Source organism: Janthinobacterium sp. Mn2066 (assembly GCF_049319705.1).
Classification (GTDB): Bacteria; Pseudomonadota; Gammaproteobacteria; order Burkholderiales; family Burkholderiaceae_D; genus Janthinobacterium.
Genome location: NZ_JBMOUF010000009.1, coordinates 211,614 through 238,390 on the forward strand (window position 1 = coordinate 211,614; position 26,777 = coordinate 238,390).

At 55.4% G+C, this 26,777-nt stretch carries 22 protein-coding genes and 1 pseudogene; 15 read left to right on the top strand and 8 right to left on the bottom strand.

Features of this window, described 5'->3' with window-relative positions:
• Positions 1 to 17: 17 nt before the first annotated feature.
• Positions 18 to 1,394 (top strand): bifunctional UDP-N-acetylglucosamine diphosphorylase/glucosamine-1-phosphate N-acetyltransferase GlmU, encoded by a 1,377-nt coding sequence (glmU, locus tag ACL9RI_RS19110; protein ID WP_422728077.1) that lies wholly within the window; start codon positions 18 to 20, stop codon positions 1,392 to 1,394.
• A gap of 673 nt (positions 1,395 to 2,067) precedes the next feature.
• Here glmU and ACL9RI_RS19115 read toward each other — a convergent pair.
• Entirely contained in the window at positions 2,068 to 2,541 is a 474-nt protein-coding gene (locus ACL9RI_RS19115) for an Lrp/AsnC family transcriptional regulator (RefSeq protein WP_422728078.1), read from the bottom strand.
• Between the two features lie 161 nt (positions 2,542 to 2,702).
• Between ACL9RI_RS19115 and glmS the strand changes: the two genes are divergently transcribed.
• Positions 2,703 to 4,532, top strand: a complete 1,830-nt coding sequence (glmS, locus tag ACL9RI_RS19120) for a glutamine--fructose-6-phosphate transaminase (isomerizing) (RefSeq protein WP_422728079.1) — start codon at positions 2,703 to 2,705, stop codon at positions 4,530 to 4,532.
• A 508-nt stretch (positions 4,533 to 5,040) separates the two neighbouring features.
• On the opposite strand, the pseudogene ACL9RI_RS19125 reads toward glmS, so the two are convergent.
• A pseudogene (locus ACL9RI_RS19125) lies at positions 5,041 to 5,496 on the bottom strand (N-6 DNA methylase); the annotation flags it as partial.
• 444 nt (positions 5,497 to 5,940) lie between these two features.
• Between ACL9RI_RS19125 and ACL9RI_RS19130 the strand changes: the two are divergent.
• Genes ACL9RI_RS19130 through ACL9RI_RS19150 form a run of 5 tightly spaced genes read left to right on the top strand, consistent with a single transcriptional unit; the run spans position 5,941 to position 12,822 of the window.
• Positions 5,941 to 7,275 (top strand): metallophosphoesterase, encoded by a 1,335-nt coding sequence (locus tag ACL9RI_RS19130; protein ID WP_422728080.1) that lies wholly within the window; start codon positions 5,941 to 5,943, stop codon positions 7,273 to 7,275.
• Positions 7,268 to 8,302, top strand: coding sequence for a GTPase-associated system all-helical protein GASH (locus ACL9RI_RS19135; RefSeq protein ID WP_422728081.1), 1,035 nt, complete (start codon positions 7,268 to 7,270; stop codon positions 8,300 to 8,302). The genes ACL9RI_RS19130 and ACL9RI_RS19135 overlap by 8 nt, the downstream gene beginning before the upstream one ends.
• A 53-nt stretch (positions 8,303 to 8,355) precedes the next feature.
• Entirely contained in the window at positions 8,356 to 9,354 is a 999-nt protein-coding gene (locus tag ACL9RI_RS19140) for a TRAFAC clade GTPase domain-containing protein (protein ID WP_422728082.1), read from the top strand.
• A complete protein-coding gene (locus ACL9RI_RS19145; protein ID WP_422728083.1) occupies positions 9,351 to 10,202 on the top strand; it encodes a hypothetical protein in 852 nt (283 codons plus the stop codon). Before ACL9RI_RS19140 ends, ACL9RI_RS19145 begins: the two co-directional genes overlap by 4 nt.
• A 7-nt stretch (positions 10,203 to 10,209) precedes the next feature.
• Positions 10,210 to 12,822, top strand: coding sequence for a hypothetical protein (locus ACL9RI_RS19150; protein ID WP_422728131.1), 2,613 nt, complete (start codon positions 10,210 to 10,212; stop codon positions 12,820 to 12,822).
• A 378-nt stretch (positions 12,823 to 13,200) separates the two neighbouring features.
• On the opposite strand, the gene ACL9RI_RS19155 is transcribed toward ACL9RI_RS19150, so the two are convergent.
• Both ACL9RI_RS19155 and ACL9RI_RS19160 read right to left on the bottom strand, forming a co-directional pair.
• Positions 13,201 to 14,082, bottom strand: coding sequence for a methylenetetrahydrofolate reductase (locus ACL9RI_RS19155; protein WP_422728084.1), 882 nt, complete (start codon positions 14,080 to 14,082; stop codon positions 13,201 to 13,203).
• Positions 14,082 to 14,981, bottom strand: coding sequence for a LysR family transcriptional regulator (locus ACL9RI_RS19160; RefSeq protein WP_422728085.1), 900 nt, complete (start codon positions 14,979 to 14,981; stop codon positions 14,082 to 14,084). Before ACL9RI_RS19160 ends, ACL9RI_RS19155 begins: the two co-directional genes overlap by 1 nt.
• A gap of 127 nt (positions 14,982 to 15,108) precedes the next feature.
• On the opposite strand from ACL9RI_RS19160, the gene msuE reads away from it, so the two are divergent.
• The 3 genes from msuE to ACL9RI_RS19175 all read left to right on the top strand — a co-directional run bounded on the left by msuE (position 15,109) and on the right by ACL9RI_RS19175 (position 17,811).
• On the top strand, positions 15,109 to 15,690 hold the full coding sequence (gene msuE / locus ACL9RI_RS19165) for an FMN reductase (protein WP_422728086.1): 582 nt from the start codon (positions 15,109 to 15,111) through the stop codon (positions 15,688 to 15,690).
• An 80-nt stretch (positions 15,691 to 15,770) separates the two neighbouring features.
• The gene (locus ACL9RI_RS19170) at positions 15,771 to 16,754 is read left to right on the top strand and encodes a DUF1852 domain-containing protein (protein WP_422728087.1); all 984 of its coding nucleotides are present in this window, start codon (positions 15,771 to 15,773) and stop codon (positions 16,752 to 16,754) included.
• Positions 16,755 to 16,782: 28 nt separating this feature from the next.
• Complete coding sequence (locus tag ACL9RI_RS19175) at positions 16,783 to 17,811, top strand: methionine synthase (protein ID WP_422728088.1); 1,029 nt, start codon at positions 16,783 to 16,785, stop codon at positions 17,809 to 17,811.
• A gap of 93 nt (positions 17,812 to 17,904) precedes the next feature.
• Here the strand turns inward: ACL9RI_RS19175 and ACL9RI_RS19180 are convergent, their stop codons facing one another.
• A complete protein-coding gene (locus ACL9RI_RS19180) occupies positions 17,905 to 20,109 on the bottom strand; it encodes an OsmC domain/YcaO domain-containing protein (RefSeq protein ID WP_422728089.1) in 2,205 nt (734 codons plus the stop codon).
• A 207-nt stretch (positions 20,110 to 20,316) separates the two neighbouring features.
• Here ACL9RI_RS19180 and ACL9RI_RS19185 point away from each other — a divergent pair, with 207 nt between their 5' ends.
• From ACL9RI_RS19185 to ACL9RI_RS19205, 5 genes are all read left to right on the top strand, one after another.
• Positions 20,317 to 20,727 (top strand): DUF2141 domain-containing protein, encoded by a 411-nt coding sequence (locus ACL9RI_RS19185; protein WP_422728090.1) that lies wholly within the window; start codon positions 20,317 to 20,319, stop codon positions 20,725 to 20,727.
• A gap of 12 nt (positions 20,728 to 20,739) precedes the next feature.
• Positions 20,740 to 22,209, top strand: a complete 1,470-nt coding sequence (locus ACL9RI_RS19190; RefSeq protein ID WP_422728091.1) for a carotenoid oxygenase family protein — start codon at positions 20,740 to 20,742, stop codon at positions 22,207 to 22,209.
• A gap of 57 nt (positions 22,210 to 22,266) precedes the next feature.
• On the top strand, positions 22,267 to 23,421 hold the full coding sequence (locus ACL9RI_RS19195; RefSeq protein WP_422728092.1) for a sensor histidine kinase: 1,155 nt from the start codon (positions 22,267 to 22,269) through the stop codon (positions 23,419 to 23,421).
• 4 nt (positions 23,422 to 23,425) lie between these two features.
• Entirely contained in the window at positions 23,426 to 24,193 is a 768-nt protein-coding gene (locus ACL9RI_RS19200) for a LytR/AlgR family response regulator transcription factor (protein ID WP_422728093.1), read from the top strand.
• Positions 24,194 to 24,502: 309 nt separating this feature from the next.
• Entirely contained in the window at positions 24,503 to 24,805 is a 303-nt protein-coding gene (locus tag ACL9RI_RS19205; RefSeq protein WP_422728094.1) for a helix-turn-helix domain-containing protein, read from the top strand.
• A 14-nt stretch (positions 24,806 to 24,819) separates the two neighbouring features.
• On the opposite strand, the gene ACL9RI_RS19210 is transcribed toward ACL9RI_RS19205, so the two are convergent.
• The 3 genes from ACL9RI_RS19210 to ACL9RI_RS19220 form a co-directional block, all read right to left on the bottom strand.
• Positions 24,820 to 25,164: an immunity protein Imm33 domain-containing protein gene (locus ACL9RI_RS19210; protein ID WP_422728095.1), complete on the bottom strand. Its 345-nt coding sequence runs from the start codon at positions 25,162 to 25,164 to the stop codon at positions 24,820 to 24,822.
• A 16-nt stretch (positions 25,165 to 25,180) separates the two neighbouring features.
• The gene (locus tag ACL9RI_RS19215; protein WP_422728096.1) at positions 25,181 to 25,699 is read right to left on the bottom strand and encodes a phospholipase D family protein; all 519 of its coding nucleotides are present in this window, start codon (positions 25,697 to 25,699) and stop codon (positions 25,181 to 25,183) included.
• A gap of 106 nt (positions 25,700 to 25,805) precedes the next feature.
• Entirely contained in the window at positions 25,806 to 26,726 is a 921-nt protein-coding gene (locus ACL9RI_RS19220; protein WP_422728097.1) for a LysR substrate-binding domain-containing protein, read from the bottom strand.
• Between the last annotated feature and the right edge of the window lie 51 nt (positions 26,727 to 26,777).

The following is a 26,777-nucleotide window of genomic DNA, read 5'->3' on the forward strand; positions in this document are numbered from 1 at the left end:
ACTGGTAAATTCGGACTATGAACGTTGTCATTCTCGCCGCCGGCATGGGCAAGCGCATGCAATCTGCCCTGCCTAAAGTATTGCACCCACTGGCGGGCAAGCCGCTGCTGTCGCATGTGATCGATACGGCGCGCAGTCTGGCGCCGTCCAAATTATGCGTGATTTATGGACATGGGGGCGCAGCGGTGCTGAAATTGCTGGAGCAATACAATGCCACCCACGAGCTGCCGATTGTCGCCGCCGAACAGGCGCAGCAGCTGGGCACCGGCCATGCCGTGCAGCAAGCGCTGCCTTTGCTCGACGATCACGTGCCCACCCTGATCCTGTACGGCGACGTGCCGCTGACCAGCGCCGTTTCCCTGCAGCACCTGGTACAAGCGGCGGGCCGCGACAAGCTGGCCATTCTCACCGTGGAACAGGATGATCCGTTCGGCCTGGGCCGCATCGTGCGCGACAACGGCGCCATCGTGCGCATCGTCGAAGAAAAAGATGCGACTGCTGCCGAGCGCGCCATCCGCGAAATCAATAGCGGCATCATGGTCGCGCCGACCGTGCCACTGAAAAAATGGCTGTCGTCCTTGTCGAATAACAATGCCCAAGGCGAATACTATCTGACCGACATCGTGGCCCAGGCCGTGGCAGATGGCGTGACCGTCACCTCGGCCCAGCCTGGCGCCGTGTGGGAAGTCGCCGGCGTCAACAGCAAGGTGCAACTGGCCCAGCTGGAACGCATCCACCAGAACAATATCGCGCAAGCCCTGCTGGAACGGGGCGTGACCCTGCTCGACCCGGCCCGCATCGACGTGCGCGGCGAACTCATTTGCGGGCGCGACGTCACCATCGACGTCGGCTGCGTATTCGAGGGCCTGGTAGAACTGGGCGACGGCGTGCGCGTGGGCGCCAACAACGTGCTGGTCAACGCCAAGGTGGCGGCCGGCGCGCACATCAAGCCGTTCTGCCATATCGAAGACGCGGTGGTGGGCGCCGGTTCCCTGATCGGCCCGTACGCGCGCTTGCGCCCCGGCACCGTGCTGGAGGAAGAAGTGCATATCGGTAACTTCGTCGAAGTCAAGAATAGCCAGATCGCCGCCCGCAGCAAGGCCAACCACCTGGCGTATATCGGCGACGCCACCATCGGTTCGCGCGTCAACGTGGGCGCCGGCACCATCACCTGCAACTACGATGGCGTCAACAAGTTCCGCACGGTGATCGAAGACGATGCCTTTATCGGCAGCGACAGCCAGCTGATTGCCCCCGTTACCGTGGGCAAAGGCGCGACTCTGGGCGCCGGCACCACCCTGTCGAAAGATGCGCCAGCGGGCAAGCTGACCGTTTCGCGCGCCAGGCAAGTGACGATTGAAGGCTGGACCCGTCCCGTCAAGGTCGCCAAGTAATACTGTCAGATAATACTGCTACCTAACTTCGTACTGCGCCGCCAGCCTGCACGGGCTGGCGGCTTTTTTTTGCCTTCAGACTGCCTGTGGGTAAATCTGTGGAAATTGGGCTGACAAGTCGGGATAACTGAGCACGATTAGCGACTCTTTCTTAGAGGTATTATTTTTCACTGTGGATAAACATGTGAACAAGCGCCGGTACAAGTGCGGGATAAGGCTTGTATAAGCATTGTAAAACTGCTGTAAAAGCAGTGGAAAAAACGGGATAAGTTTGCTGTGATTCAGCTGCTGACAGCGTTGTGAATCTTGATAATGGCATTGCAAAATCACTGCCTGAATTTGCATATCTGTAGTGTGGATAAGCTTGTGTGTAATCGTTGAATAATCGATGAATAACTTGTAAGTTATTGAATTTATTGTTTATTTTAGCATCGATGCTGTTTTTCTCTTGTGGGTAAATCTGTGCACAAGCCTGTGATTAGTGTGTGGGCAAGCGGCGGATAAGATGGGATAAGTAACGCCAGCTTGTTTTCATGCAATTTTTCCACAGGGCACTTTTAGAGAGAATCGATGCTGCTGGGGCGTGAGCGGGCATGAATGCCTGTGGATAAAGATGTGCATAAGGGAACTAACAAGCCGGGATAACTTGCCGGCATCCTTGTTTGGGCAGCGATTACACGGCGATGCGCGTCTCGAACTTGCTGCGGAAGGTAGAAAAATACGTTTTGACGTTGCGCACATTGGCATGCGTGGCAAACAAGCGGTGCGCCAGCGCGTGGTAGGCGGGCATGTCGGCCACCTGCACGATCAGCACGAAGTCCGGCCCCGGCGAGACGCGGTAGCATTGCAGCACGGCCGCTTCCTGGGCCACCAGCTGTTCAAATTGTTCCATGCGCTCGAACGCCTGCACATCGAGCGTGATTTCCACGATGGCGCTCAGGCGCGCGCCCACCATGTGCGGCGCGACGATGGCCACTTGCCGCTCGATCACCCCGGTTTCCGTCAAATGTTTGACGCGACGCAAACAAGTGGGCGCCGACACATGAACTTCTTGCGCCAGCTCACTATTGGTTTGCGTTGCATCAACTTGCAAGGCATTCAAGATGCGACGATCAATATCGTCCAGGGTGATGGCGGTCTCGGTCATGGTCTTGATGAATCTAAAAAGAAAATCGCATTAAATGAAATAATATTTCATCGTTAAATATACATGAAATATTCAGTCAAAAGTGAATGGATTTAGAAAGCTTATTTCATGCGCTCTGCTTTAGCATGCTGGCATTCATCTATTTCTAACGCGAGGTTTCCATGTGCGGCATCGTCGGCGCAGTAGCGCAACGTAATATCACTCCCATCCTGCTCGAAGGCTTGAAGCGCCTGGAATACCGCGGCTACGATTCCTGCGGCATCGCCGTGCACGCCGATGGCCGTTTGCAACGCGCGCGTTCCACCTCGCGCGTAGCCGAACTGGAAAAACAGATCGCCGAAGAAGGCTTGAGCGGCTACACGGGCATTGCCCACACGCGCTGGGCCACGCATGGCGCGCCCGTCAACTTCAATGCCCATCCGCACTTTTCCCCCACGGAAGAAAACGCCCGCGTCGCGCTGGTGCATAACGGCATCATCGAAAACCACGACGCCTTGCGCGCCGAACTGACGGCCCTCGGTTATGTGTTCCAGAGCCAGACCGACACCGAAGTCATCGCCCACCTGGTCGAGCATATGTATAACGGCGACCTGTTCGACACCGTGCAGCAAGCCGTGAAACGCCTGGACGGCGCCTACGCGATTGCCGTTTTCTGCCGCGACGAACCGCACCGCGTGGTCGCCGCGCGCCAGGGCTCGCCCTTGATCGTGGGCCTGGGCAATGGTGAAAACTTTGTCGCCTCCGACGCCATGGCGCTGGCCGGCACCACCGACCAGATCATTTACCTGGAAGAAGGCGACGTGGTCGACCTGCAACTGTCGCGCTGCTGGATCGTCGACGTTAACGGCAAGCCGGTCGAACGCGACGTGAAAACCGTGCACGCGCATACCGGCGCAGCCGAGCTTGGCCCGTACCGCCACTACATGCAAAAGGAAATCTTCGAACAGCCGCGCGCCATCGGCGATACGCTCGAAGGCGTGACGGCCATCATGCCCGAACTGTTCGGCGACAATGCCTATAAGATCTTCAAGCAGATCGACCGCGTGCTGATCCTCGCTTGCGGCACCAGCTCGTATGCGGGCATGACGGCCAAGTACTGGATCGAATCGATCGCCCAGATCCCGGTCAGCGTGGAAGTGGCCAGCGAATACCGCTACCGCGACAGCGTGCCGCACCCGAACACCCTGGTCGTGACCATTTCGCAAAGCGGCGAAACGGCCGACACCCTGGCCGCGCTGAAACACGCGCGCAGCCTGGGCATGCAGCACACCTTAACCATCTGCAACGTGGCCACCAGTGCCATGGTGCGCGAATGCGCGCTGTCCTACATCACGCGCGCCGGCGTGGAAGTGGGCGTCGCCTCGACCAAGGCCTTCACCACGCAACTGGCCGGCCTGTTCCTGCTGACCCTGTGCCTGGCGCAAGTCAACGGCCGCCTGTCCGAAGAACAGGAAGCCGCCCACCTGAAAGCCATGCGCCACCTGCCTGTCGCCATCGCTTCCGTACTGGCGCTGGAACCGCAAATCATCGCCTGGTCCGAAGAATTCGCCCGCAAGGAAAACGCCCTCTTCCTGGGCCGCGGCATGCATTACCCGATCGCCCTGGAAGGCGCGCTGAAGCTGAAAGAAATTTCCTACATCCACGCCGAAGCCTACCCCGCAGGCGAGCTGAAGCACGGCCCGCTGGCGCTGGTCACCAATGAAATGCCGGTCGTCACCATCGCGCCTAACGACACGCTGATCGAAAAGCTGAAGTCGAACATGCAGGAAGTGCGCGCCCGCGGCGGCCAGCTGTACGTCTTCGCCGACGTCGATTCGCGCATCAGCTCCGGCGAAGGCCTGCACGTGATCCGCCTGCCCGAACACTACGGCGATTTGTCACCGATCCTGCACGTGTGCGCACTGCAATTGCTGGCGTACCACACGGCCTTGGCGCGGGGCACGGATGTGGATAAGCCGAGGAATTTGGCGAAGTCGGTGACGGTGGAGTGAGGTAGTGCAAGCACCATGACCTGGTATTCCTGCTCAATAAAGTCGTAAATGGTTCATTAAAGTCGTAAATGAGCCATTAAAGTCGTAAATTGTGTAGGTAAGCCAAGAACGCCAGCACGTTAGCGTGCGTCGTCGCTGATCATAGTGTTGGCGCCGACGCCATATAGACTCACAGCACCGATTGTGCTTGACCCACGCTTCGCCAAGGAATGCCGCACTGGGCCTAAGCTTGTGCGAATTCATTGGGCATAACGAATCTCGGTACCTAGGTTAATTTAACGTCGACGCCAACTCGCCCCTACCAGGATGGAACCGATAGACGCGCTACCGCATAGACGCTATCGCCTAGGCCAGAGCTCGCTATTCGGTTGCTTAAGGGCGTCGCATAACCTTTTCTAGCACGACGTTGGGCGTGTCAACCAGTCGTTCAATGACCTCCTGTACTTCTACAGAATGCGCGTCACCCGGAGGAAACTCTTCACAAATGCCACTATCACAGCAGTGTTCATTACGGCAGTAATGGCAACTCCAGTTCCTTAAGGAACTCATTATGCCGTTTGGTTGCTGCATCAATTTTCTGATCTAGTGAAACCAGTTCTAAATACACTGAATCGAGATCGACCTTCTCCTCAACATTTGCGGTGCTTACGTAACGTGAGATATTCAGGTTGTAGCCTTCCTTCTCGATTCGCTCCATCGACACGCGCATGGAATAGCGATCTTCTTCGCGGCGGTACTGGTAGGTGTCGAGAATTTTGTCGATGTGCTCGGGCAGCAACTTGTTTTGGCGCTTGCCTTTCTCGAAATGCTCGGCGGCGTTGATGAACAGCACGTCATCGGGCTTCTTACATTTCTTTAGCACCAGAATGCACACTGGGATACCCGTGGAGAAAAACAAATTAGCAGGCAGGCCGATTACGGTGTCGATGTGGCCATCTTTCAGCAGTTTGGTGCGGATACGCTCCTTAGGGCAATTCCGCCTACAGTCAGTGCAGTAACCGAGATTGGACGCTAAATGAGCCTAAAACTGCTGAAATAGCCCCGAGAATACCCACTTGCGACGACAAAACCAACTGCCACCGTTATTCGATAGTGGTACCGGCTGGCGGCACGAGTATTTCAGCAGTCTGTTAGGGAAACGCTGATTAATTCAGTTTCTAAAAATCCGTCACCTTACAAATCAAGAGCTTACATACACGATTTGGAAGAAAAGTCGAATTAATCAGTGGCTCCTTAGATGCTCAAGTTAATCCGGCCATATTCGGGCAGGTTTGCGAAGCCAGTCATGCGTTGACGACAGCTTTCGATCTTGCGGAATGCTTCAATTTCTCCCGAGGCCGTCGGCTGCTGATGCTCCTATCTTTTTGTTTACTGGTTTACAATTGCGAATGAACAACAGGAGGTCGGCTTGGCAGCAATTTTTGTACATCTCTCAGACATCCATTTCGGACAAGAAAAAAGGGTTGGCGATCTCATCGTCAACAAGGACGCTCGCCACAAGTTGATCCAGGACGCGTCTGCAGTGATCGCAGGATTGCCCGGTAAAAAGGCTGCCGGAGTCATCGTTACCGGAGACATCGCATACGCCGGTAAGCGGCACGAATACGATGACGCCGGCAACTGGCTGGATGAACTGACTGAGAGCATAGGCTGCACAGCAGCAGATATTCAGATGGTTCCTGGGAACCATGATGTTGATCGAAGCACGATTAAGGGGATGTCTGAGCTTGTGCTTAATGCCATCCACGATGGTGGTGAGGCCAGATTAGATTCGTTTTTGGAGCTAGAGTCTGATCGGGATTTACTGTACGTCAGGTTCGCCGAATATCGTCGCTTCGCCGATGCATACCAGTGTCCGTTGGACTGCGATGGAAAAAATACCGCCGAACGTCGGGTGGAATTGCGGCCGGGTCGTGCAATCCGATTCGTGCGGCTAAATTCTGCGCTGATATGCACTAAAGACCGCGAGGAGTACGGAAAACTTTTACTGGGTGCTCGTCAGCGTGTGTTAACTGATTCCATCGGTGAAGAGCTCGTTGTGTTGGCTCATCATCCACTTGCTTGGTATTCCGACGCTGCGGACATGACTAAGTTTCTACGTGGTCGGGCCAGGGTTTTCATCTCGGGGCACGAACACCTTGCTGCGGTGAATATTCAAAATGTAGAACCTGGTCGAGATCTAATGATGCTCGCTGCCGGCGCAACTACCCCCGACAAGCTGGATGGCACTTACACGTACGCCTACAATATTATTGAATTTGATTGGGATGAGGCCGAGGATGCGTTGGCCGTCACACTGCATGCGAGAGCGTGGAACGACGAAATGAAGCGGTTCGAGTGCGATGACAAACGCTTAGGGGGCAAGGATTCGCGCATCGTTCTTGGATCGCCAAACTTTCTTATGGCTCCTAAGCCAGCAGTACCGTTCGCATCTGTGCCCATTGACTCCTCGCGCGTGGAGATCATCCAGCCCCCCAAGAAAGTTACCGTTGTCGGTAAGGTGGATGAATCTGCCTACCAAAATATCTATTTGCGATTTTTCCGGGATTTGGCGGAAGGGGAACGTCTCCGTATTTTCTTCGAGCTTAACGCATTGCCAAGCGAGATATCGGGCAGATTAAACCATGAGATGGAAGGTAAATTTCTCAGAAGTATTGTAGATGCAAACCGTTTTGAAGAGCTTCAGGAAAAAGTAGAGTACGCGCTGGAGAGGCGCGAAACCTTAAGGGAAGAACATGAATAAGATGGGGGAGTACGCTCGGATCTTGAATACGGGCATAGACGATGATTGGGTCGAGAAAAGAAAGCGCGTTGTTGACGACTTAAAGCTCTGGTATGCAGCCATGACACACGCGTCGGCGATCAGCAATGCCTCAAATATCGCGGCTTCAATAGTCGATGGCTCGACCCTGCCTGACGCTATCGCAATCGTAGGCGAGACCACTATTCAGAAGCATGCGTCGTCCTTCGTCCGATCAGATGGCGAAGGGATTTTGCAGATCAAAGTAATGCTGTTTGCTGCTGCCATTGATTTCGTCAACGCAGCAGATGAAGGCGGCGGTTGGGAAATTGCTGACGCGCTCGCTGCAGCATTTTGGTCTGCGTTATGGTTTCAACCAGTGGTAGCCCAAACTAAAGTGGAGAGATTGCGTCAGGACTTACTTGAGGCGAGCCGTGCTAGGGTACTTCGCTCTGGCGCCGCTTCTCGTCGACGTCGACCTATACCATCGATCGGTCCTGTTAACGTCGATCAGGATTCAGTGCAGGGCGTTAAGGTAAACAATGCTTTTAGTCGTGCTGTTGAGCCGATGCTCACAGTCGTACGCGACAACGCGGCTCTTGATCGAGAAGAGCTTGATTTTATGTGGTGGCTTATGTCTGATCGAAGCGATATTCTGGATGAACCTTTGCGCGGTTTGCCAAGTGCTGTTCGCGCTGTGGTTGCGGGCTTGGACGCCGCGGCGAAACTTAGGAAGCTTCCCGCTGATGCTCATCGGCACATCGTGTTTCGTCACGTTGATGATAGTGAACCACTCACCCTCGCTGAGATTGTTGGCCAGCTTGAGCCTTACAAAGAGAAGATCACGGTCCATCTTAATGGACTTTCAAGTGATTGCACTGCCGTGTTCCCGCTGATAACAGCGATCGTCAGCGGTACCGTCGACCACACAATGGCAGAAGCAAAGATACGACCGTCGGAGTGGGGGGCTAGGGCTCTGCTTGAGGGGGCGATACACAATCAATTGACTGGAACAGCGGGCGGGCTATGACCGATCAGATCTGTGACGAACCAGAGTGTACTTTCGCGCAAACTGGCACCTGCATGAAAAGCTATCCTCCGGAAGCATGTCCTTCCCATTTAGCAACGATAGCGCGCGTAAAAGGTGGAGACTTCGAAACACAGAACTTTGGAATAGCTGTGGACGAATCATCTTCGACGCCTAGCGAGCAGTCCTCTGGTATCAGCGGGGACGCAGTCCTTCAGGCACCGGAAGTAAAGCCATCCTTGCCTCGTAGCGGAACAATGGGCCTACACGAGACGAATCTGTTTATGAGCCAACGGTATGTCAATATGGTTGGCATCGTCGGATTGCCGAATGCAGGGAAGACGGCTTGTATCACGAGCCTATACTTGTTATTGGCGCATAGTGCGATGAGCGGCTTTCGTTATTTGGACAGCAAAACGCTTATGGCCTTTGAGGAGATAGCTAGGGGAAGCCGTAGATGGAATGACGGAAGCGCTCCGAAGCAGATGACATCGCACACTGAGCTTGCTGACGACCGGCAAGCTGGCTTCTTACATCTTAGAATGAAGCGCGATGCTGACGGACGGAAGTTTGACTTACTTTTGCCGGATCTTCCCGGCGAGTGGTCGCGTACGTTGATTAGCGCTGGAGACTCGGCAAGATTTGAGTTTTTAAGATCCGCTGAGGCGATCTGGCTGATGGTCAACGGAGCTGATTTTTTGCAGCCTGGTACACGTGAGGTAGCAATTCACCGCATGACCAACCTCATTGAGCGGCTAGCAGCACTTTTGCTAGGTGCCCGGCCACGGACTATTCTTGTCGCGACTTGGCGCGACAAAGGGGATTTCCCAAACTCGGGATTGCAACGCATTCAAGAATACGGAAAAACATTCGGGATGACGATTGAGTTTGCTTCAATAGCTTCATTCTCAGATACCGAGGTCCAACCTGGTGCTGGGATAGCAGACCTTATCGATAAGACGCTAAATAGTAGCGCCGAGCGTCCTAATCCATGGCCGGTCGAAACTGGACCTGACCTGCATCGTGAATTTTTGAAGTACGGGATTGTCCAATGAAGCCCAAATCGATCATTTTGGTAGGTGGGCCGGAGACCGGTAAGAGTAATTACGTTGGAAGGCTCTGGGCTTCGCTTAAGGCAGGTAACGGTACCCTAAAACGGGCAGGCATGCCTCGTAATATTGAGTACGTAGAGAGTATTTGTGAGCATTTATTGCAAGGGAAATTTGCAGGCCGTACTGACACAAATATGGCGCGTCAGGATTTTTGCGTCCCGCTGACAGCAGTCGATGGCGCTATACCCACGGAACTGATTGTGCCCGATTTTACAGGTGAGCTCTGGAGAGATGCAGTGAAAAATTCAGAGCTTCCTCAAGAATGGGTGGATGAGCTAGAAAGCGCCGATGGAGCACTCTTATTTGTACGTGCTCATTCTCCACTAAACGTTCAACCTTTCAATTGGGTCACTTCTCGTGACATACTTCGCTTACCTATTGGAGCTGGAAACAACAGTACTGAGTTGCCAACGCAAGTCACTTTGTGTGAGTTGTTGCGCTTGCTTCAAAACAAACTAGCCTGTAAGCCGAATGGAGGTAAACCGCGCGTCGCTGTGGTCGTGACTGCATGGGATACGCTGAACAAGGAACTGCAAGCGCAGGGACCAAGCGCCTATCTTCGTGAACAGTTTCCGCTTTTCGCGGGAATGCTGGAGGACGTTGAAGATATAGACTTGCAGGTCTATGGGGTTAGTATCGTTGGTGGCGATCTTCAGCGAGACCAAGCTTTTCAGAAACGATATGAAGGGATGATTATGGCGCAAAGCGGCTCCGTTACCTATGAACTAGATGCGGTAGTGCACGCGGACCCGGACGTAACGATGCCGGTAGCCTGGGTCATTGGAAACTGAAAGAAAGATGAACCAACTTGAGCAGCAACTGCACGGATACCGACACGGACATGAGCTTCTATCCGCGTCGGTTACGTTGCCAAAGACAGATCAAGACCTTATCGACCGCTTGTCCGACGTCGCTGGGCCGCTTCGTCCTGACGAAAAGTTCGAGCCGTACTTTACTTGCTACCCTTTGCCATCGGGTTTGCACTACGTTTTTGCATGTACCTGGCAAGACCTTGAAGCTCCACGCGCTGGCTGCGTTCGAACACGCAGTTTTATAGTTCCGATGAGAGAGTGGATGACGGGGATAAATATCGTGGGACTGGCCGCGAACCTCGTGCAAGAGGGCCCTTGGGACTCTGCCAGATCAGTTGATTTTTTCGAAAAAGATGACACACTCCCCTATGTCCCTCGGGCGGAGGCGGTGGAGCTGGTGGAGGCATTATTTCTCGAAGAACGTAAGCCTATTGTGGTTTTTGATTCCTCGAATGCGAGTGCCATAACGCTGAGAGTGTTAGCAGGAGTTTGGCCAGCTCTGCGACGTAGCTTAGCGGTCTCTAGTTTTGCGTTGTCTCCACGGACCATCGCGGGTCGCAGCTTCGACCTGATGTTTGCACCAAAAGAAGCGAGATCTCGATTCCACGATTGGTCTGGTCGAAAAATTGACGCTAATAAGCAGTTTGCCGCGCGCCACCGTTGGACCGCTCAAATCATTGAGCGGATGTTCGATAGCTCTGATCCGACGCTTCTTCGCAATGACTCAATCGTTAACTTGATGCCTGAAGACGGTGGTACTGAGGCTGAGTTCAGAATTTCACTGCTTTGGAACGAGCTTCAGGAAAGATTGGAGACATCGCCCAACGCTGCTCTTGGACTTTTGGATATCGCCAACAGTCGATCAAGTCGCAATATAGATGCTATCAGACAGCTTGAGCCAAAGCTAGGTAAGGCTGCCCAGAAAGCGATAGCGATGCTCCCGTCAAGCGAGGCATGGCGGTTTTTGCTTGCGCTGACTGACAAGCTCAAAGATATACGTGTTCAGCTTTCGGTTGCAAAATCCATCCGGGGCGCCGCCGTTCAGCTCGCGAAACGACAGCCCATTGATGCTATTGCAAATGCTGAAATGCTCGCCACTGCACGAAGAGCGGATCTCCTACTAGGAGCCGTTGGAGATGGTATCGCGGAGAACCTAGATGCGGTTTCGGCTTCACAGAGTGCCGAACTACAGCCTAAAACATTTCTTCAATTGCTCTTACTCAGTGCCTCATTTGCAGACACTGCGTTAAGTAATTTTCCATTGCTAATCGAACCTCTTAGCGTAGCATTAGCCGAGGCGTCGCACACTACGCTAGATGAAGCAAAGCGTCGGCTCCTACGCTTGCTTACCAACGATTTTCAAGCGGAGGCTGCGGCTATCCTCATCGCGGAACTCAGCCATGAAGAGTTAGTAAAGGAAGTGAGACTGCTCCACGCTGCCAATGCTCTCTCTGCGATCCGGCTTCATGAGGCCATAAGTAGACGAGCTCAATTGCTCGGGGTTGTACCGGAAATTTGCGACGAAGTTGCTGAGTTTGTAGACTCACCCGGCGCACTTGCTCTACTCGATTGTCTGTTAACGCCGACAAACCAAAACGTGTTTTGGATACTCAATTCGCCGAAGTTGTCTTCGACTCGTCGCCTCGCGCATATGCATCGAATTCTGGACATCTCCTCGCAAAACGAGTTTAGATCGATGATGCTCGCTGAACAGCGGGGCGCGATCATTTACTTACTTTTGCGAGATACTATTCAAAGCGTGAATGCTCTCCTAAGAATAATTGAGAGTGATGTTGTAGACGGTACGACGACTGTGGATCTTGCTATGAAACTTCTGCCATATGTAGATGGCATTGTGGCTGAAGAACTTGCGCTTAAAGCTTTGCAGAAGATACTGATCCAGAAAACTAACTTGCGAACTAGGGACGTCTTCGGGACGTTAATCACCACGTTGGGCGCGCGAGTAAGCGCATCTTGGATCGTCAAGGTAGGGTTTGGGCCCCAAGTGCCAGGAGAAGTAGTGACTGAAAACTTGTTAGCCATTGACAGTTTGCCATCGGCTATCAGGAAAAATTTCTTGTTAGCTGTTGAGGATATCGCGAACGCGATTGTCGAACGTAGGCGAGTCGACTACGACGAAGCTGCCGTGGCGGCGGCTTCCAATCTCTTGTGGGATTCTGCAAAGATAAGTCGCCAGTCTTTCGAAAAGTCCTGCGCCACAATACTTCCGTTTCTATTCCGTGTTTATCGGGACCCAGTATCTAAACTCGTCGCTGTCGCCTATCCATCGGTTTATCTAGAACTAAAAAAATCAGACATTGCATCCGATTTTTTCAAACTTTTTTTATTCGAATATTGGGGAAAAAGCCAAACGTTGCGCCACGAACTTGTTGCTGCCTTCAGTCGTTCTAATTGGCATGCAACGGATATCGCATTGGCGGCTGCTAGGGCTGGTGATTGCAGTCAAATATTGAAAGAAATTTCTAGGCTTGAGAATGGATTTCGCGTCATATCAGAAATTAAAAGAGACTTAGGCACAGTACCTGCGCCATGGCGCGACAGAATCAGCAAATGCCTGGCCAAGCTATATCCTATTTAGTATTAGATACCCTTGCTGTTGAGTTGCTGTTGGCGCCGACGTCAAATTGATCCGAGCTGTCGATTCCAACTGAGCCAACTCAAAACATCTGGACCTGTTGCTGCACGCAGGTTTGCTGGCTACGGATGTGGGTCAAAAATTCGTCGGCGCCAACATCCGGCGAGTGATCGAGTCCCAGAATTGCTGTTCGTGATGTATTTACGACTTTATTAGACAGAAAACATAGAAAAATCAGTAAATACGGCGGAGAATTTACGACTTTATCGGTATGAATTTATGCCGTTTACTTCATTCCTGCCCGTGGAGAATTTACGACTATATTTGGCGGGAATACCTGGCCGGATAATCTCCCCAGGCATGGTGCATGCGACGTGATCTTCAGGGCCCTGGCTTGGCGCGAGCGCGATACTGCTCCACCCACCTCACCGACTGCGCAATCCCGCCAAATGGAAAGAAATGCAGGCTGACCTTGCCATGGGCTGCTGTCAGGCCGGCGGCCAGGCGATCCACAAACATATCGGGGCCTGCCGTGCCGAACAGTTTGCCGATGGAGACGCCGTATTTGGACCACATCGAGGCGCAGGCGCTGACGCCGCATAGTGCGGCATAACGGGCCAGCACTGCGATGTTCGCGGGGCCCGGCACGCCCACGCGCACGGGATGGTCGATGCCGCGCTCGCGCAGCGCTGTTAACCATGTCAGGACGATGTCGGCATCAAACGCAAACTGGGTGACGATCAAGGGTGTCATGCCGCGCTGGACGATGCTGTGGCACTTGCGTTCGAGCACTTCCCATTGCTCTGCCGTGCTCATGACCGGATGGCCTTCCGGGTGGCCGCCTACGCCGATCAGCTTGATGCCTGCGCGCTCGAACACGCCTGTTTCGATCAGCGAAGCGCTGTCGGAAAACGGGCCCATCGGGGTGGATGGATCGCCAGCGATCACGAAGCAGCGCTCGACGCCGGCTTCGGCGGCCGCGCGGCTGACGAAGGATTCAAACTCGGCGAGCGAGGCGATACGGCGCGCAGAAAAGTGCGGCATCGGTTCAAAGCCGAGCCTGCGCACGGCCTGCACGGCGGCCAGCCGTGCCGCGTTGTCTTCGCGTGGCAGATAGGGAATGGAAATGGTGGTCGCGGGTAATATCCGGGGCGCCGCTGCGCTCAAGGCAGCAATATCTTTCGCACTGACTTCCAGGGAATAGGCGTGCGTGATGTGGCTGGCGGGCAGCGGAAGCGGTTTGTATTCGACGCAGGCGTTCATCAGTTAGCTTCTGCGATCACCGGCTGGCGTGCCAGTTCGATGAAGGCCCGCACGTAGTCGGTGGCGGTGTCCGTCTCGCGCGCGCCCAGGAAGATTTGCTTGGCGATGCCGCGCAGACCCAGCCGCACAGGCACCACGTCCATCTTGGCTGCGTATTCCTCGACCAGCCAGCGCGGCAGGGCGGCCACGCCGCGGCCGCTGGCCACCATCTGCAGCATGATGTCGGTGGTTTCGATGGCTTTGTGGCGCTTGGGCGTGACACCGGCCGGCAGCAGGAACTGATTGTAGATGTCGAGGCGCTCGATATCCACCGGGTAGCTGATGAGCACTTCCTGGGTCAGTTGCTGGGGCTTCACATAGGCCGCCGACGCCAGGGCATGTCCCTTGGGCACGACCAGCACCTGCTCGTAGTCGAATACGGGTTCGAACTTCAGCCCCGGCTTGAACAGCGGATCGGGCGTGACCAGCAGGTCGATTTCGTAGCCGAACAGTGCGCCGATTCCGCCGAACTGGAACTTTTGCTTGACGTCCACTTCCACGTCGGGCCATGCGCTCAGATACGGGGAAACCACTTTGAGCAGCCACTGGTAGCAAGGGTGGCATTCCATGCCGATGCGCAGCGCACCGCGCTCGCCCTGCGCGAACTGGCCCAGGCGTTCCTCGGCCAGGTCCAGTTGCGGCAGCACCCGGTTCGCCACCGCCAGCAGGTACTGGCCGGCTTGCGTCAGGCGCAGGTTGCGCCCTTCGCGCAGCCAGACGTCGGTGCCCAGCTGCTGTTCCAGTTTCTTCATGCTGTGGCTCAGGGCCGACTGGGTCAGGTTCAGCACGCCTGCGGCAGCCGTCAACGACCCTTGCTTCTCGACCTGTTGAACGATGCTGAGATGGATGCGTTCAAGCATTTAGATGAGCCTCATTCATGGATGTATGAAATAAAACCATTATACTTCATCGATCCCCACCGCTATCATCCTCCCCTCGCTGCTGGCATTTCCTTGTCCTCGCGCAGCTATCGATATGAAAGCAAAAATGACACGTCCACTGCGTTTAGTAGGGGTTTCCGGCGGGCTGCAACGCCCCTCCAAGGCTGCCGCCCTGACCGAGCACCTGATGGATCTGATCGCCGACGCATTCCCGTGCGAACAACGGCTGGTCGAAATGGGGCAACTGCTACCGCAACTGGCCGGTGCCAGCTGGCGCTCCCATTTGCCCGAGACGGTGGAACGCGAACTTGTCGCGGTCGAGCAGGCGGACATCCTGGTAGTGGCTACGCCGGTTTTCCGCGGCTCCTACACGGGACTGTTCAAGCACTTCTTCGACTTCATTGACCAGGACGCCCTGATCGACAAGCCCGTCCTGCTGGCGGCCACCGGCGGCAGCGAGCGCCATGCGCTGATGATCGATCACCAGTTGCGGCCGCTGTTCAGCTTTTTCCAGGCCCGCACATTGCCGCTGGGCGTCTACGCGACCGACAAGGATTTCCTCGACTACCGTCTGCAGGACGAGGCCCTGATCCAGCGCGCCGCACTGGCGGTGCAACGGGCATTGCCCTTGCTCGGATTGACGCAGCCTGCACGCCATGCCACCGCCGAAGAGGTGGTCGCGGCTTGAAAAGAACAAAAATTGTAAAGCCCTGAATACGCCATCCGCCTATTCAGATTTTTTCGCAGAAATCAGGACACCAGATCACCATGAGCAAAGATTTTGAATTTAGCATCAAGAGTATTTCTTTCGATGAAAACTATCATCCATCGGAGAGTACGCGCCTGACGACCAACTTTGCCAATCTGGCCCGAGGAGCGAGTCGCCAGGAAAACCTGCGCAATACCCTGAGGATGATCGACAACCGCTTCAATAATCTGGCGCATTGGGACAATCCGAACGGAGATCGCTATTCTGTCGAACTCGAAATCATTTCGGTTGAAATGAATATTGGTGGTGAAGGCGGCAATAATCCTCTTCCATTGATCGAGATATTGAAACCGAATATCCTCGACACAAAAACCGGTGAACGCATTGATGGCATTGCAGGCAATAACTTCTCTTCTTATGTGCGCGATTACGATTTCAGCGTAGTGCTGCCAGAGCATAACAATAATAAACCCGGTTTCAGCATCCCGGATAATTTTGGCGATTTCCACGGCAAGCTGTTCAAGCACTTTGTCAATTCAGCTACGTACAAAGAGCGCTTCAAGAAGCCGCCGGTGATCTGCATCAGTGCTTCGAGCAGCAAGATTTATCAGCGGACTGAAAATAAGCATCCCATCTTGGGCGTGGAATATCAGCAAAATGAATTTTCGTCGACAGACCAATATTTCGAAAAAATGGGCATGCAAGTCCGTTATTTCATGCCGCCAAACAGTTTTGCACCACTGGCTTTTTATTTTATCGGTGATTTGCTGGGCGACTACACGAATCTTGAGCTGATCGGCACCATCAGCACGATGGAAACGTTTCAAAAGATTTACCGGCCCGAGATTTACAATGCCAATTCGGCAGCGGGGCAAGTTTATCAGCCTAGCCTGAAGCATCAGGATTACTCATCGACGCAAATTGTCTATGACCGCGAAGAGCGCAGCCAATTGGCTGTCAAGCAGGGGAAATATACAGAGGAGCATTTCATCAAGCCCTACAAACATATCCTTGAACAATGGGCTGCCAATTACGCGCTCTGATTAACCAACATACACGACATTATTTATCATGAAAAAATTATTGCCTACTTCCACCGCCGGCAGCTTGCCGAAACCGTCCTGGCTTGCACAACCTGAAAAACTGTGGTCGCCGTGGAAATTGCAAGACGAGGAATTAATCGAGGGCAAACAGGATGCCTTGCGTTTGTCACTGCATGAACAACAGCAGGCAGGCATCGATATTGTCAGCGATGGCGAGCAAACCCGTCAGCATTTTGTCACCACGTTTATCGAGCATCTGAGCGGCGTTGATTTTGAAAAACGTGAAACCGTCAGGATTCGGGACCGCTATGATGCGAGCGTGCCGACCGTCGTTGGCGCGGTGAGCCGTCCGAAACCGGTGTTTGTGGACGACGCCAAGTTTTTGCGCCAGCAAACCAAGCAGCCGATTAAATGGGCGCTGCCAGGTCCGATGACGATGATCGATACGCTGTACGATAGCCATTACAAGAGCCGTGAAAAACTGGCCTGGGAATTCGCCAAGATCCTCAATCAGGAAGCCCGCGAACTGGAAGCGGCCGGCGTCGATATCATCCAGTTTGACGAACCCGCATTCAATGTCTTCTTTGATGAAGTGAATGACTGGGGCGTTGCCAGCCTGGAACGGGCGATTGAAGGCCTGAAATGCGAAACCGCCGTACATATTTGCTATGGTTACGGCATCAAAGCCAATACGGACTGGAAAAATACGCTGGGCTCCGAGTGGCGTCAATATGAGGAATCGTTCCCCAAGCTGCAGCAATCGAATATCGATATCATCTCGCTGGAATGCCACAATTCGCATGTGCCGATCGACCTGATTGAACTGATTCGCGGCAAAAAAGTGATGGTCGGCGCGATTGACGTGGCCAGCAATATCATTGAAACGCCAGAGGAAGTCGCCAACACCCTGCGCAAGGCGCTGCAGTTTGTCGATGCCGACAAGCTCTACCCTTCCACCAACTGTGGCATGGCGCCGCTGGCGCGCGCCGTTGCAAGAGGCAAATTGCATGCCCTGAGTGCCGGCGCAGAAATCATCCGCAGGGAACTGTCGGCCTGATAGGTGCGAGGGGCAGTACTGCTCCCCCGGCATCAAATATGCATTTTCGCCGGGGGAACTCCCTCATTGCCGATCCGGCGCTAGCCCGTCAGCCTAGCTGGCTTTAGCCGCCGCCCTCGCCCGCGCCGCATGCAATTTCTTGTAGCTGTCGAGCAGGCGTTGGTGGCGTTCCAGGCCTTCCAGTGTCATGCTGGTGGGCGTCAGGCCGAAGAAGCGCACGCTGCCATCGACGGAGCCTGTCACGGCGTCCATGCGCGCATCGCCATACATGCGGCGGAAGTTGACGATGTAGTCGTCCAGTTCCAGTTCGTCGTCGAGCAGCACTTCCAGCACCACGTTCATGGCTTGATAGAACAGGCGGCGCTCGACCGTGTTGTCGTTGTATTGCAGGAAGGCGCCGACCAGCTCATGCGCTTCTTCGAATTGCTGCAAGGCCAGCTGGATCAGCAGTTTCAGTTCCAGCACGGTGAGCTGGCCCCATTCCGTATTTTCATCAAATTCGATGCCGATCAGGGTGGCGATGTCGCCGTATTCGTCCAGCTCGCTATTTTCCAGGCGGTCGAGCAAGGCTTCCAGGCTGGCATTGTCCAGGCGGTGCAAGTTCAAGATGTCGGAGCGGAACAGCAAGGCTTTGTTGGTGTTGTCCCAGATCAAATCTTCGACGGGATACACTTCCGAATAACCGGGCACCAGGATGCGGCAGGCGGTCGCGCCCAGCTGGTCGTATACGGCCGTGTAGACTTCCTTGCCCATGTCGGCGAGGATGCCGAACAGGGTGGCGGCTTCTTCGGCATTCGAGTTTTCTCCCTGGCCGGAAAAATCCCATTCGACAAAATCGTAGTCCGCCCTGGCACTGAAGAAGCGCCACGAGACGATGCCGCTCGAATCGATGAAGTGTTCGACGAAGTTATTCGGTTCGGTGACGGCTTCGCTGGCAAAGGTGGGTTGCGGCAAGTCGTTCAAGCCTTCGAAGCTGCGGCCTTGCAGCAATTCCGTCAGGCTGCGTTCCAGCGCCACTTCGAAACTTGGGTGCGCGCCGAACGAGGCGAATACGCCGCCCGTGCGCGGGTTCATCAGGGTGACGCACATCACGGGGTAAATGCCGCCCAGCGAGGCATCTTTGACCAGCACGGGGAAGCCCTGCTCTTCCAGTCCGGCGATACCGGCCAGGATGCCTGGGTATTTCGCCAGTACTTCCTGCGGTACGTCGGGCAAGGCGATTTCGCCTTCGAGGATTTCGCGTTTCACTGCCCGTTCGAAAATTTCCGACAGACATTGCACCTGCGCTTCGGCCAGCGTATTGCCGGCGCTCATGCCATTGCTGACGTACAGGTTTTCGATCAGGTTCGATGGGAAATACACGGTCGCGCCATCGGACTGGCGCACATACGGCAGCGAGCAGATGCCACGTTCTGTATTGCCGGAATTGGTGTCGATCAGGTGCGAAGCACGCAGCTCGCCATCGGGGTTGTAGATGTCCAGGCAGTAGTCATCGAGTATCTCTTTCGGCAGTGCATCCTTGCGGCCAGGCTTGAACCAGCGTTCGTTCGGGTAATGCACGAACTCGGCGTTGGCGATGTCTTCACCCCAGTACGCACCGGCATAAAAATGGTTGTTGCTGATGCGCTCGATATACTCGCCCAGGGCCGACGCCAGCGCGCTTTCCTTGGTCGAGCCCTTGCCATTGGTAAAGCACATCGGCGAGTGCGCATCGCGGATATGCAGCGACCAGACGTTGGGGATGATGTTGCGCCACGAAGCGATTTCGATCTTGATGCCCAGGCCAGCCAGCAGGCCCGACATATTGGCGATGGTTTGTTCCAGCGGCAGGTCTTTGCCAGCGATAAAAGTGCTGGCGCCAGGCGCAGCATTCAGGGTCAGCAAGGCTTGCGCATCGGCGTCCAGGTTGTCCACTTCTTCGATCACGAACTCGGGGCCCGTCTGCACCACTTTTTTCACCGTGCAACGGTCGATCGAGCGCAGGATGCCCTGGCGGTCCTTGGCCGAGATATCGGCTGGCAACTCGACCTGGATCTTGAAGATTTGCTGGTAGCGGTTTTCCGGATCGACGATATTGTTTTGCGACAAACGGATATGTTCGGTCGGAATATTGCGTGTTTCGCAATATAACTTCACAAAATAAGCCGCGCACAAGGCCGATGACGCCAGAAAGTAATCGAAGGGACCCGGCGCCGAACCATCGCCCTTGTAGCGGATGGGCTGATCGGCGATGACCGTGAAATCATCGAACTTGGCTTCAAGACGAAGCTTATCGAGGAAGTTGACCTTAATTTCCATGAGAGTAATCCAAAATAGTGCCAAAAATGAGTTAGCCGCCATTATCCGTTCTTTTGGCGGACAGCGGTTCGAATGATCAATTCACGAACGCCACAGGCGATTCGCGCCGTCTGGAAGTTGTTTCGTCTCAAGCCCAAGCACCGCCCTGGTTTGCGCGGCAAGATGTGTTTATCGCAATGTGCGATGCCATCACCGAGAGGAGTTGCCGTGAAACTGCTATCTGTATTTGCCGCCGCGCTGGCCATCAGTAACCTGGCCCAGGCCGCCGACCTGAATGTCGAAGTCGCTGGCCTGAAGCAGGCCAAGGGCAAGGTATTCGTTGCCGTGTATAACCGTGCCGAAGACTTCCTGAAGCAGCCCATGCGCACGGCAACTGCCGATGCGCAGCCAGGCAAAGTGACGCTGTTGATCGCCGGCTTGCCGCCTGGCGACTATGCACTCAGCGTTTTCCACGATGAAAACGCCAATGGCAAGCTCGACACGAACCTGATCGGCATGCCTGTCGAGCCTTATGGATTCAGCAACGATGCGTCCGGCAACTATGGACCACCGAGCTTCAAGCAGTCGCTTTTGCATGTGCCTGAAGCCGGTGCCACGGCCACGGTCAATCTGCGCTGACGGGGGCCTGCCATGCAACGACGTGATTTTCTGCGTGGAGCAGCTGTGGGTGGTGCAATGCTGGCTTTGCCGGGATGGGCATATGCCGACGTCACCAGGGATAGCTATTGGAAGAAGCTGTCCGGCCAGCCGCGCCTGGCGGCATTGCAGGGGTGTGCGACTGATAGTCTGAGTGGCACGGCCAGCATCACAGGGCGCTGGCCGACAGAAATCAAAGGCACGTTTTATCGCAATGGTCCGGCACGGTTCGAGCTTGGCGGCGAGCGTTATCAGCACTGGTTCGATGGCGATGGCATGCTTCACGCCTGGTCCATCGATGCCGGCCAGGTCCGGCACGCAGCGAGTTTTGTACGTACGCAAAAATATGTGGAAGAGTCGGCTGCCGGCCAGTTTCTGTATCCCGCCTTTGCTACCGACATCATGCGCCGGCCGGTGCGCAACAACGATACGGTCAATACCGCCAATACCAATGCCGTGCCGCATGCAGGCAAGCTGTATGCGTTGTGGGAAGCCGGCTCGGCAACGGAGATGGATCCAGCCAGCCTGGCCACGCGCGGTATCCGCACCTGGCGCGATGATCTTGCCGCCCTGCCCTTTTCTGCCCATCCAAAAATCACGCCCGATGGCGTGTTGTGGAATTTCGGCGTGGTGCCCGGCGCCAACAAGCTGGCCTTATGGCGTATCGATGCCGATGGCAGCCTGGGCAAGTTCGGCATGATCCAGGTGCCGCAACTGGCCATGGTGCATGATTTCGTCGTCACGGCGCGCTATATGGTGTTCCTGGTGCCGCCCTTTGACATGCGAAGCGAGCCGCCTGGCAGTTATCTGGACATGCATGTGTGGAATAGTCAGCGGCCGCTGCGCGCAGTGGTGGTCAATCGCAACGATTTCACCCTGCAACGCATCCTGGAAATGCCTGCCGGTATGGTCTTCCATTTAGGCAATGGCTGGGACGAGGGCGATATATTGCGCCTGGATGCCTGCATGGCAGCCGACAATAGCACTCTGCTGTCCTTGAAGGGCGTGATGCGCGGCGAGTATGGACACGCATCGCGCGCGGACAGCGTGCTGCTCACGCTGGACTTGAAGCGGGGCATGGTAGGCAGCGAAATACTGTTGCGCGGAACCGAATTTCCCCGCGTCGCCAGCGCAGACGTCGGTAGCCGCTACCGTCAGCTGTTTGTGACCACCAGCCACAGCACGCAAGAGTTCGGCATGAGCGGCGTGGCGAGTATCGATGTCGACAGTGGCCGGGTAGACCGCTATGAATATGGTTCTGACTGGATCGTGGAAGAGCATATACCGCTGCCCAAAGCCTCGGCTCAGGGCCAGTGGCTGGTTGGCGTGGCTTACCATGTGCGTCAGAAACAAACCGTGCTGGCTGTATTTGATGGCGAGCAATTGTCGCAAGGCCCGGTGGCGCGGGCGCGTTTGCCCTATGCGGCGCCGCTGTGTTTTCACGGTAATTTTTTGGCGGCCTGAGTTGACCATGCACGCCTTGTTTCGCTTGCCGACCTGCCGCATAATTGATTATTCATCATGAAACCAAGTTCTACCGTGGCCAGCGACCATCCGCTTGAACTGATTCCTTTTTTTCGCCGCTGGCAGCGGGGACTGCTGCGTGATTTGATCTATACCCTGGTCTTGGGCATGGGCTTTTGCCTGCTGTTTTTTGGTTTGTATGCCTATAACTTGCCGCGCCACCGGCTACTTCCGCAACTGTGGAATGATTTCGTGATTGCGACAGCGATTGCCTACAGCATTCACGGCCTGTATGCGCTCGGCAATATGGTGCTAGCACCATGGTTAAATACCATGCGCGGTTGGCCACGTGCCGCTTATCACGTGGCCTTGCCTACGGTCGGCGTGTTTAGCGGTTACTTTATCGGCATCTTGCTGCTTAATCCGGCTGCCTTGCGTCACGTCATCTTTACGCCAGGAATTATTTTAAGCTTCGCGATTGTGTCGGTGCTGATCTCGGTAGTACTGCTGTTTCTGTACTGGATGCGTGAGCGCGAACTGCTGGCCAGGGAACATCTGGCGGCTGAGCAGCGGCGGACGCTGGAAGCCAATGGCCGCGCGCTGGAAGCGCAACTGCGCATGTTGCAGGCGCAGATAGAGCCGCATTTTTTGTATAACACCCTGGCCAATGCCGTGGGCCTGATCCAGCCTGCACCGGAGCGTGCGCGTTTGTTGCTGGAACGCCTGATCGATTACCTGCGCGTCACCCTGGCGGCCAGCCGCGATAGCAACGCACCCTTGCAAAGGGAAATCGACGCCATCACTGCCTATCTGGAATTGATGAAGCTGCGCATGGGTGAGCGCCTGCGCTATCGCATCGCTTTAATGGATGAGGTTACCAGCCTGCCTTTGCCACCGATGCTGCTGCAACCTATCGTGGAGAATGCAATCAGTCATGGCCTGGAGCCGAAAATTGACGGCGGGGAAATCGTGCTGACGGCGAACATTGAACCGGGGTACTTGCATATCCTGATCAGCGATACGGGTGTGGGTTTCCGTGCGAGCATATCGGGCAAGCTGGGCGGTGGCGTGGGCTTGTCTAATCTGCGCGAACGGATGCTGGCCTTGTACGGCAAGGATGGCAAGCTGAACATCACCACGAATGCGGCGGGCGGTGTCAGCGTGAGCTTGTTTATTCCACTTTATCCACATCCCCTTGCTGAAAGCGTGTAGCAATATGGTGACTGCACTGATCGCCGACGACGAAGCCGTGCTCGTCGATTTTCTCAAGGATGAACTGGCGGTACTGTGGCCAGAGCTGAATATCGTTGGCGTGGCCAGCAATGGGATTGAGGCTTTGCGGCTGATAGACGAATTGTCGCCTGCTATCGCTTTTCTCGATATCCGCATGCCGGGCTTGAGCGGGCTGGAAGTGGCACAACGCCTGCAAACGTTGACCGCTGCGCCGCGCGTGGTGTTCGTCACCGCGCATGACCAGTATGCGGTCGATGCGTTTGAGCGTGAAGCGCTCGATTACCTGCTCAAGCCGCCAACGCGCGAACGTCTTGCCCGTGCCGTGGAAAGGCTCAAGCGGCAACTGGCGGGCAGCGAGGTTGCACCGCCCGCTGCCGATCTGCTGGCCAGGCTAGCCGCTGCACTACCCGCGCCCGCGGCGACGCCCGCGCTGGACTGGATACTGGCGGCGCACGGCAATGAAACGCGCATGATTGCTCTCGATGAAGTAATTTACTTTGAAGCCACCGACAAATATGTATCGGTATTTACGGAAGACGGCGTGTCGCTGATCCGCACGCCGCTAGCGGAATTAATTGATGGACTCGATGCCCGGCAATTCTGGCAAGTCCATCGTGGCACGGTGGTGGCGGTCAAGTATGTGGCGGGCACCAAGCGCGATTTCCGTGGCCGCACCTTGATCAAGCTCAAGCGGCGGTCTGAGGAGTTGCTCGTCAGCCGTGCTTATCTGCATTTGTTTAAGCAGCGATAAGGGACGCTTATCGTGTGGCTTGATACTGGCAGAGCTTGATTAAATTTAAATACGATCAGGATAGCGCCCTTAAATACACATTAAACCATCATAAATGTACGCTTTACTTATCTTAAATGTGATATTGAACTGTGTTTATGGCTACAGAATGCACACTACAAGTTTTTATCGATAGCGCTTGGCGTGATATGGCAAGGTCAAGCCTATGCACAGGAAAGCGTTGCTTCCGTTTGTGGGTTGAGCCAGTTTGGCGAGGTCCCTAGTACGCCTGACGATTGAGAATAATTTGCAGCAGTTAAGGAAGCTCTGATGGACAAACGTTATGCCACTTTGACTGCCTCAGAGCAAAACCAGTTGCGTCGCGAGTTGATGGAGCGGCTGGCGGCTACGCCAGAGTTGCCGATTCCCCAGGTGATACGCGATATCCACAAGACCTTGCGTTTCACGATACCCGAATATGCAAAGATCTGCGGTGTTTCCGCACGTACCTTGCAAGATATCGAGCGCGGCGTCTCCAGTCCCACGCTCGATACGGTAGACAAGCTGCTGCGGCCGATGGGCATGCGGGCCGGCGCCGTATTGGCGGTGCAGCCGCCTAAAAGCGCGGCCTGAGTTCAGCGGGCCGATCAGCCTTCCCGCGGACCGTTCAAGAACTGCTCGTCAAACCAGACATCTTCATAATCCGGCGCCAGGATCACGCACCATCCTGGCGGCAAGGCCAGGTAGGGCAGGATGCTGGGGCAAACTTCTTGCAGGTGCGCCGTGTGCAAGGACTGATAAAAATCGGAATCGGCCGAGTAATCGCCGCCGTAGATATACCAGCCGCAGGTGCCGTTTTCCGGCGGTATCCGGGTCGCATACAGCGGCAGTTTATCCAGCGTAGCGAGGGCGATGCCGACCTTCTGTTCCGGCTCGGGCGGCAGGTATTCCGTTTCAAAGCGTTGGCAGATAGCGCGTTGCTTGTCAGACATAATCATGGGCTCGATTTCAGCGGGAGGCATAATTGACGCCCTTGCCCCAGCGGTCTTCCCAGTGTTGCAGAAACGATGCCGCCAGCGTCGGCTGGTTCCATAGCACGATCACATTTTCGCTATTCGAGGTGGCTGCGTCCCTGCTGTAATTGAAGCTGCCATTTTGCACTGTACGCTGATCGGCAACGATGTATTTATCGTGGTGCATGGCGTACACGGCGATGGTCCTGACGGGGATGCCGGCTTGCACCAGCGAATTGAGCGCGGCCATGCTGTTGCTGCGCTGGTTGCGCTTGGCATCGACCAGCACCTTGATATCCACACCGCGTTTTTTTGCATCGAGCAAGGCGGCCACGATGGCGGGCGAATTGAACGAATAGGCGGCCAGGCGGATGCTGGAAACGGAAGTGTTGATCACCTTCAATACCAATGCTTCGGCGCCATCATCGGGGGAAAACGCATGTTCTATCGACGCCGCGTCTATCGCTGTGGTGACTTCGCGCGCATTGGCCGCCTGCGCGGACCATGCGGGCAAGGCCGTTGCCGCCGCAACGCACAGCGTGAAGCAACTTAGTAGTTTTCTGATGGACATCAGCATGGCCCGTGCAGGTAAGAAGATGCAGGAATTATAAGCTGAAGCTTCAGGCTGGCTGCGGTAGCGAGGCAGAACGATTCTGCTTGTCGCGTAAAAAATCCAGGAAGGCGCGGAAGCCGAACGATGGGTTGCGGATGCGGGGGTAATACAGGAAGAAGCCCGATTTTGATGGTAGCCAGTCTTCCAGCACCAGCGCCAGGCGGCCGTCGGCCACATGTTCGCGGATTTGCTCATGGTACAGATAAGCCAGGCCGCCGCCGTGCAGCACCACGTCATGCAGCACGTCCATGTCGTCCACGGAAAAGCGTGCATTGACGCCGATTTCCAGTGCTTGCCCGTCTTGCTCGAACTCCCAGGCATACGGCCGTTCCTGGGTGGGAAAGCGGTAGGCCACACAGTCGTGTTCCAGCAAGTCGTGCGGATGCCGGGGCGGTGCATGGTCGCGGAAGTACGCTGGCGCACCGGCCACGGCAAAGCGGACCTTGCCCGACAGCGGCACGGCCACCATGCTGTCGGACACGAACTCTCCCAGGCGCACGCCGGCGTCAAAACTGTCTTCCACCAGGTTGGCCAGGCGGTCTTCGGCGTGGATTTCAATCCGCATGCACGGGTGCAGCCGCAGGAATTCAGCCACCAGCGGCGCCAGCGCCAGGCGCGCACCCTGGCGTGCGGCACTGATGCGCAAGGTGCCCACGGCCTGGTCGCGAAACGGCTGCACCGATTCCACGGCGTGGTCGATCTGGCTGATCACCGTGTCCAGCTGCGCATGCAATTGTCTGCCCGCTTCCGTCAGCGAGACGCTGCGCGTGGTGCGGTTGACCAGCTTGAGCCCCAGCCGCGATTCCAGCTGGCACAAGGCATGGCTGACGGCCGAGGGCGAGACGCCCAGCTCGACGCTGGCCTGCTTGAAACTGCGGTGCCGGGCGATGGAGACAAAGGTGGCCAGGTCGGCGAGGCTGGGTTTCATTGTTGAGTATCATTCATGTATGAAAACAAATTATCGGTCTTATCAATACAA

What these genes read in the sequence shown, in the direction of transcription:
- ACL9RI_RS19135 (WP_422728081.1), top strand. Translation starts at nt 7,268, where the DNA reads ATGAATAAGATGGGGGAGTACGCTCGGATCTTGAATACGGGCATAGAC.
- ACL9RI_RS19200 (WP_422728093.1), top strand. Translation starts at nt 23,426, where the DNA reads ATGGTGACTGCACTGATCGCCGACGACGAAGCCGTGCTCGTCGATTTT.
- ACL9RI_RS19220 (WP_422728097.1), bottom strand. Translation starts at nt 26,726, where the DNA reads ATGAAACCCAGCCTCGCCGACCTGGCCACCTTTGTCTCCATCGCCCGG.
- ACL9RI_RS19210 (WP_422728095.1), bottom strand. Translation starts at nt 25,164, where the DNA reads ATGTCTGACAAGCAACGCGCTATCTGCCAACGCTTTGAAACGGAATAC.
- glmU (WP_422728077.1), top strand. Translation starts at nt 18, where the DNA reads ATGAACGTTGTCATTCTCGCCGCCGGCATGGGCAAGCGCATGCAATCT.
- ACL9RI_RS19190 (WP_422728091.1), top strand. Translation starts at nt 20,740, where the DNA reads ATGCAACGACGTGATTTTCTGCGTGGAGCAGCTGTGGGTGGTGCAATG.
- ACL9RI_RS19195 (WP_422728092.1), top strand. Translation starts at nt 22,267, where the DNA reads ATGAAACCAAGTTCTACCGTGGCCAGCGACCATCCGCTTGAACTGATT.
- msuE (WP_422728086.1), top strand. Translation starts at nt 15,109, where the DNA reads ATGACACGTCCACTGCGTTTAGTAGGGGTTTCCGGCGGGCTGCAACGC.
- ACL9RI_RS19115 (WP_422728078.1), bottom strand. Translation starts at nt 2,541, where the DNA reads ATGACCGAGACCGCCATCACCCTGGACGATATTGATCGTCGCATCTTG.
- ACL9RI_RS19170 (WP_422728087.1), top strand. Translation starts at nt 15,771, where the DNA reads ATGAGCAAAGATTTTGAATTTAGCATCAAGAGTATTTCTTTCGATGAA.
- glmS (WP_422728079.1), top strand. Translation starts at nt 2,703, where the DNA reads ATGTGCGGCATCGTCGGCGCAGTAGCGCAACGTAATATCACTCCCATC.
- ACL9RI_RS19150 (WP_422728131.1), top strand. Translation starts at nt 10,210, where the DNA reads ATGAACCAACTTGAGCAGCAACTGCACGGATACCGACACGGACATGAG.
- ACL9RI_RS19180 (WP_422728089.1), bottom strand. Translation starts at nt 20,109, where the DNA reads ATGGAAATTAAGGTCAACTTCCTCGATAAGCTTCGTCTTGAAGCCAAG.
- ACL9RI_RS19175 (WP_422728088.1), top strand. Translation starts at nt 16,783, where the DNA reads ATGAAAAAATTATTGCCTACTTCCACCGCCGGCAGCTTGCCGAAACCG.
- ACL9RI_RS19140 (WP_422728082.1), top strand. Translation starts at nt 8,356, where the DNA reads ATGAAAAGCTATCCTCCGGAAGCATGTCCTTCCCATTTAGCAACGATA.
- ACL9RI_RS19155 (WP_422728084.1), bottom strand. Translation starts at nt 14,082, where the DNA reads ATGAACGCCTGCGTCGAATACAAACCGCTTCCGCTGCCCGCCAGCCAC.
- ACL9RI_RS19160 (WP_422728085.1), bottom strand. Translation starts at nt 14,981, where the DNA reads ATGCTTGAACGCATCCATCTCAGCATCGTTCAACAGGTCGAGAAGCAA.
- ACL9RI_RS19205 (WP_422728094.1), top strand. Translation starts at nt 24,503, where the DNA reads ATGGACAAACGTTATGCCACTTTGACTGCCTCAGAGCAAAACCAGTTG.
- ACL9RI_RS19145 (WP_422728083.1), top strand. Translation starts at nt 9,351, where the DNA reads ATGAAGCCCAAATCGATCATTTTGGTAGGTGGGCCGGAGACCGGTAAG.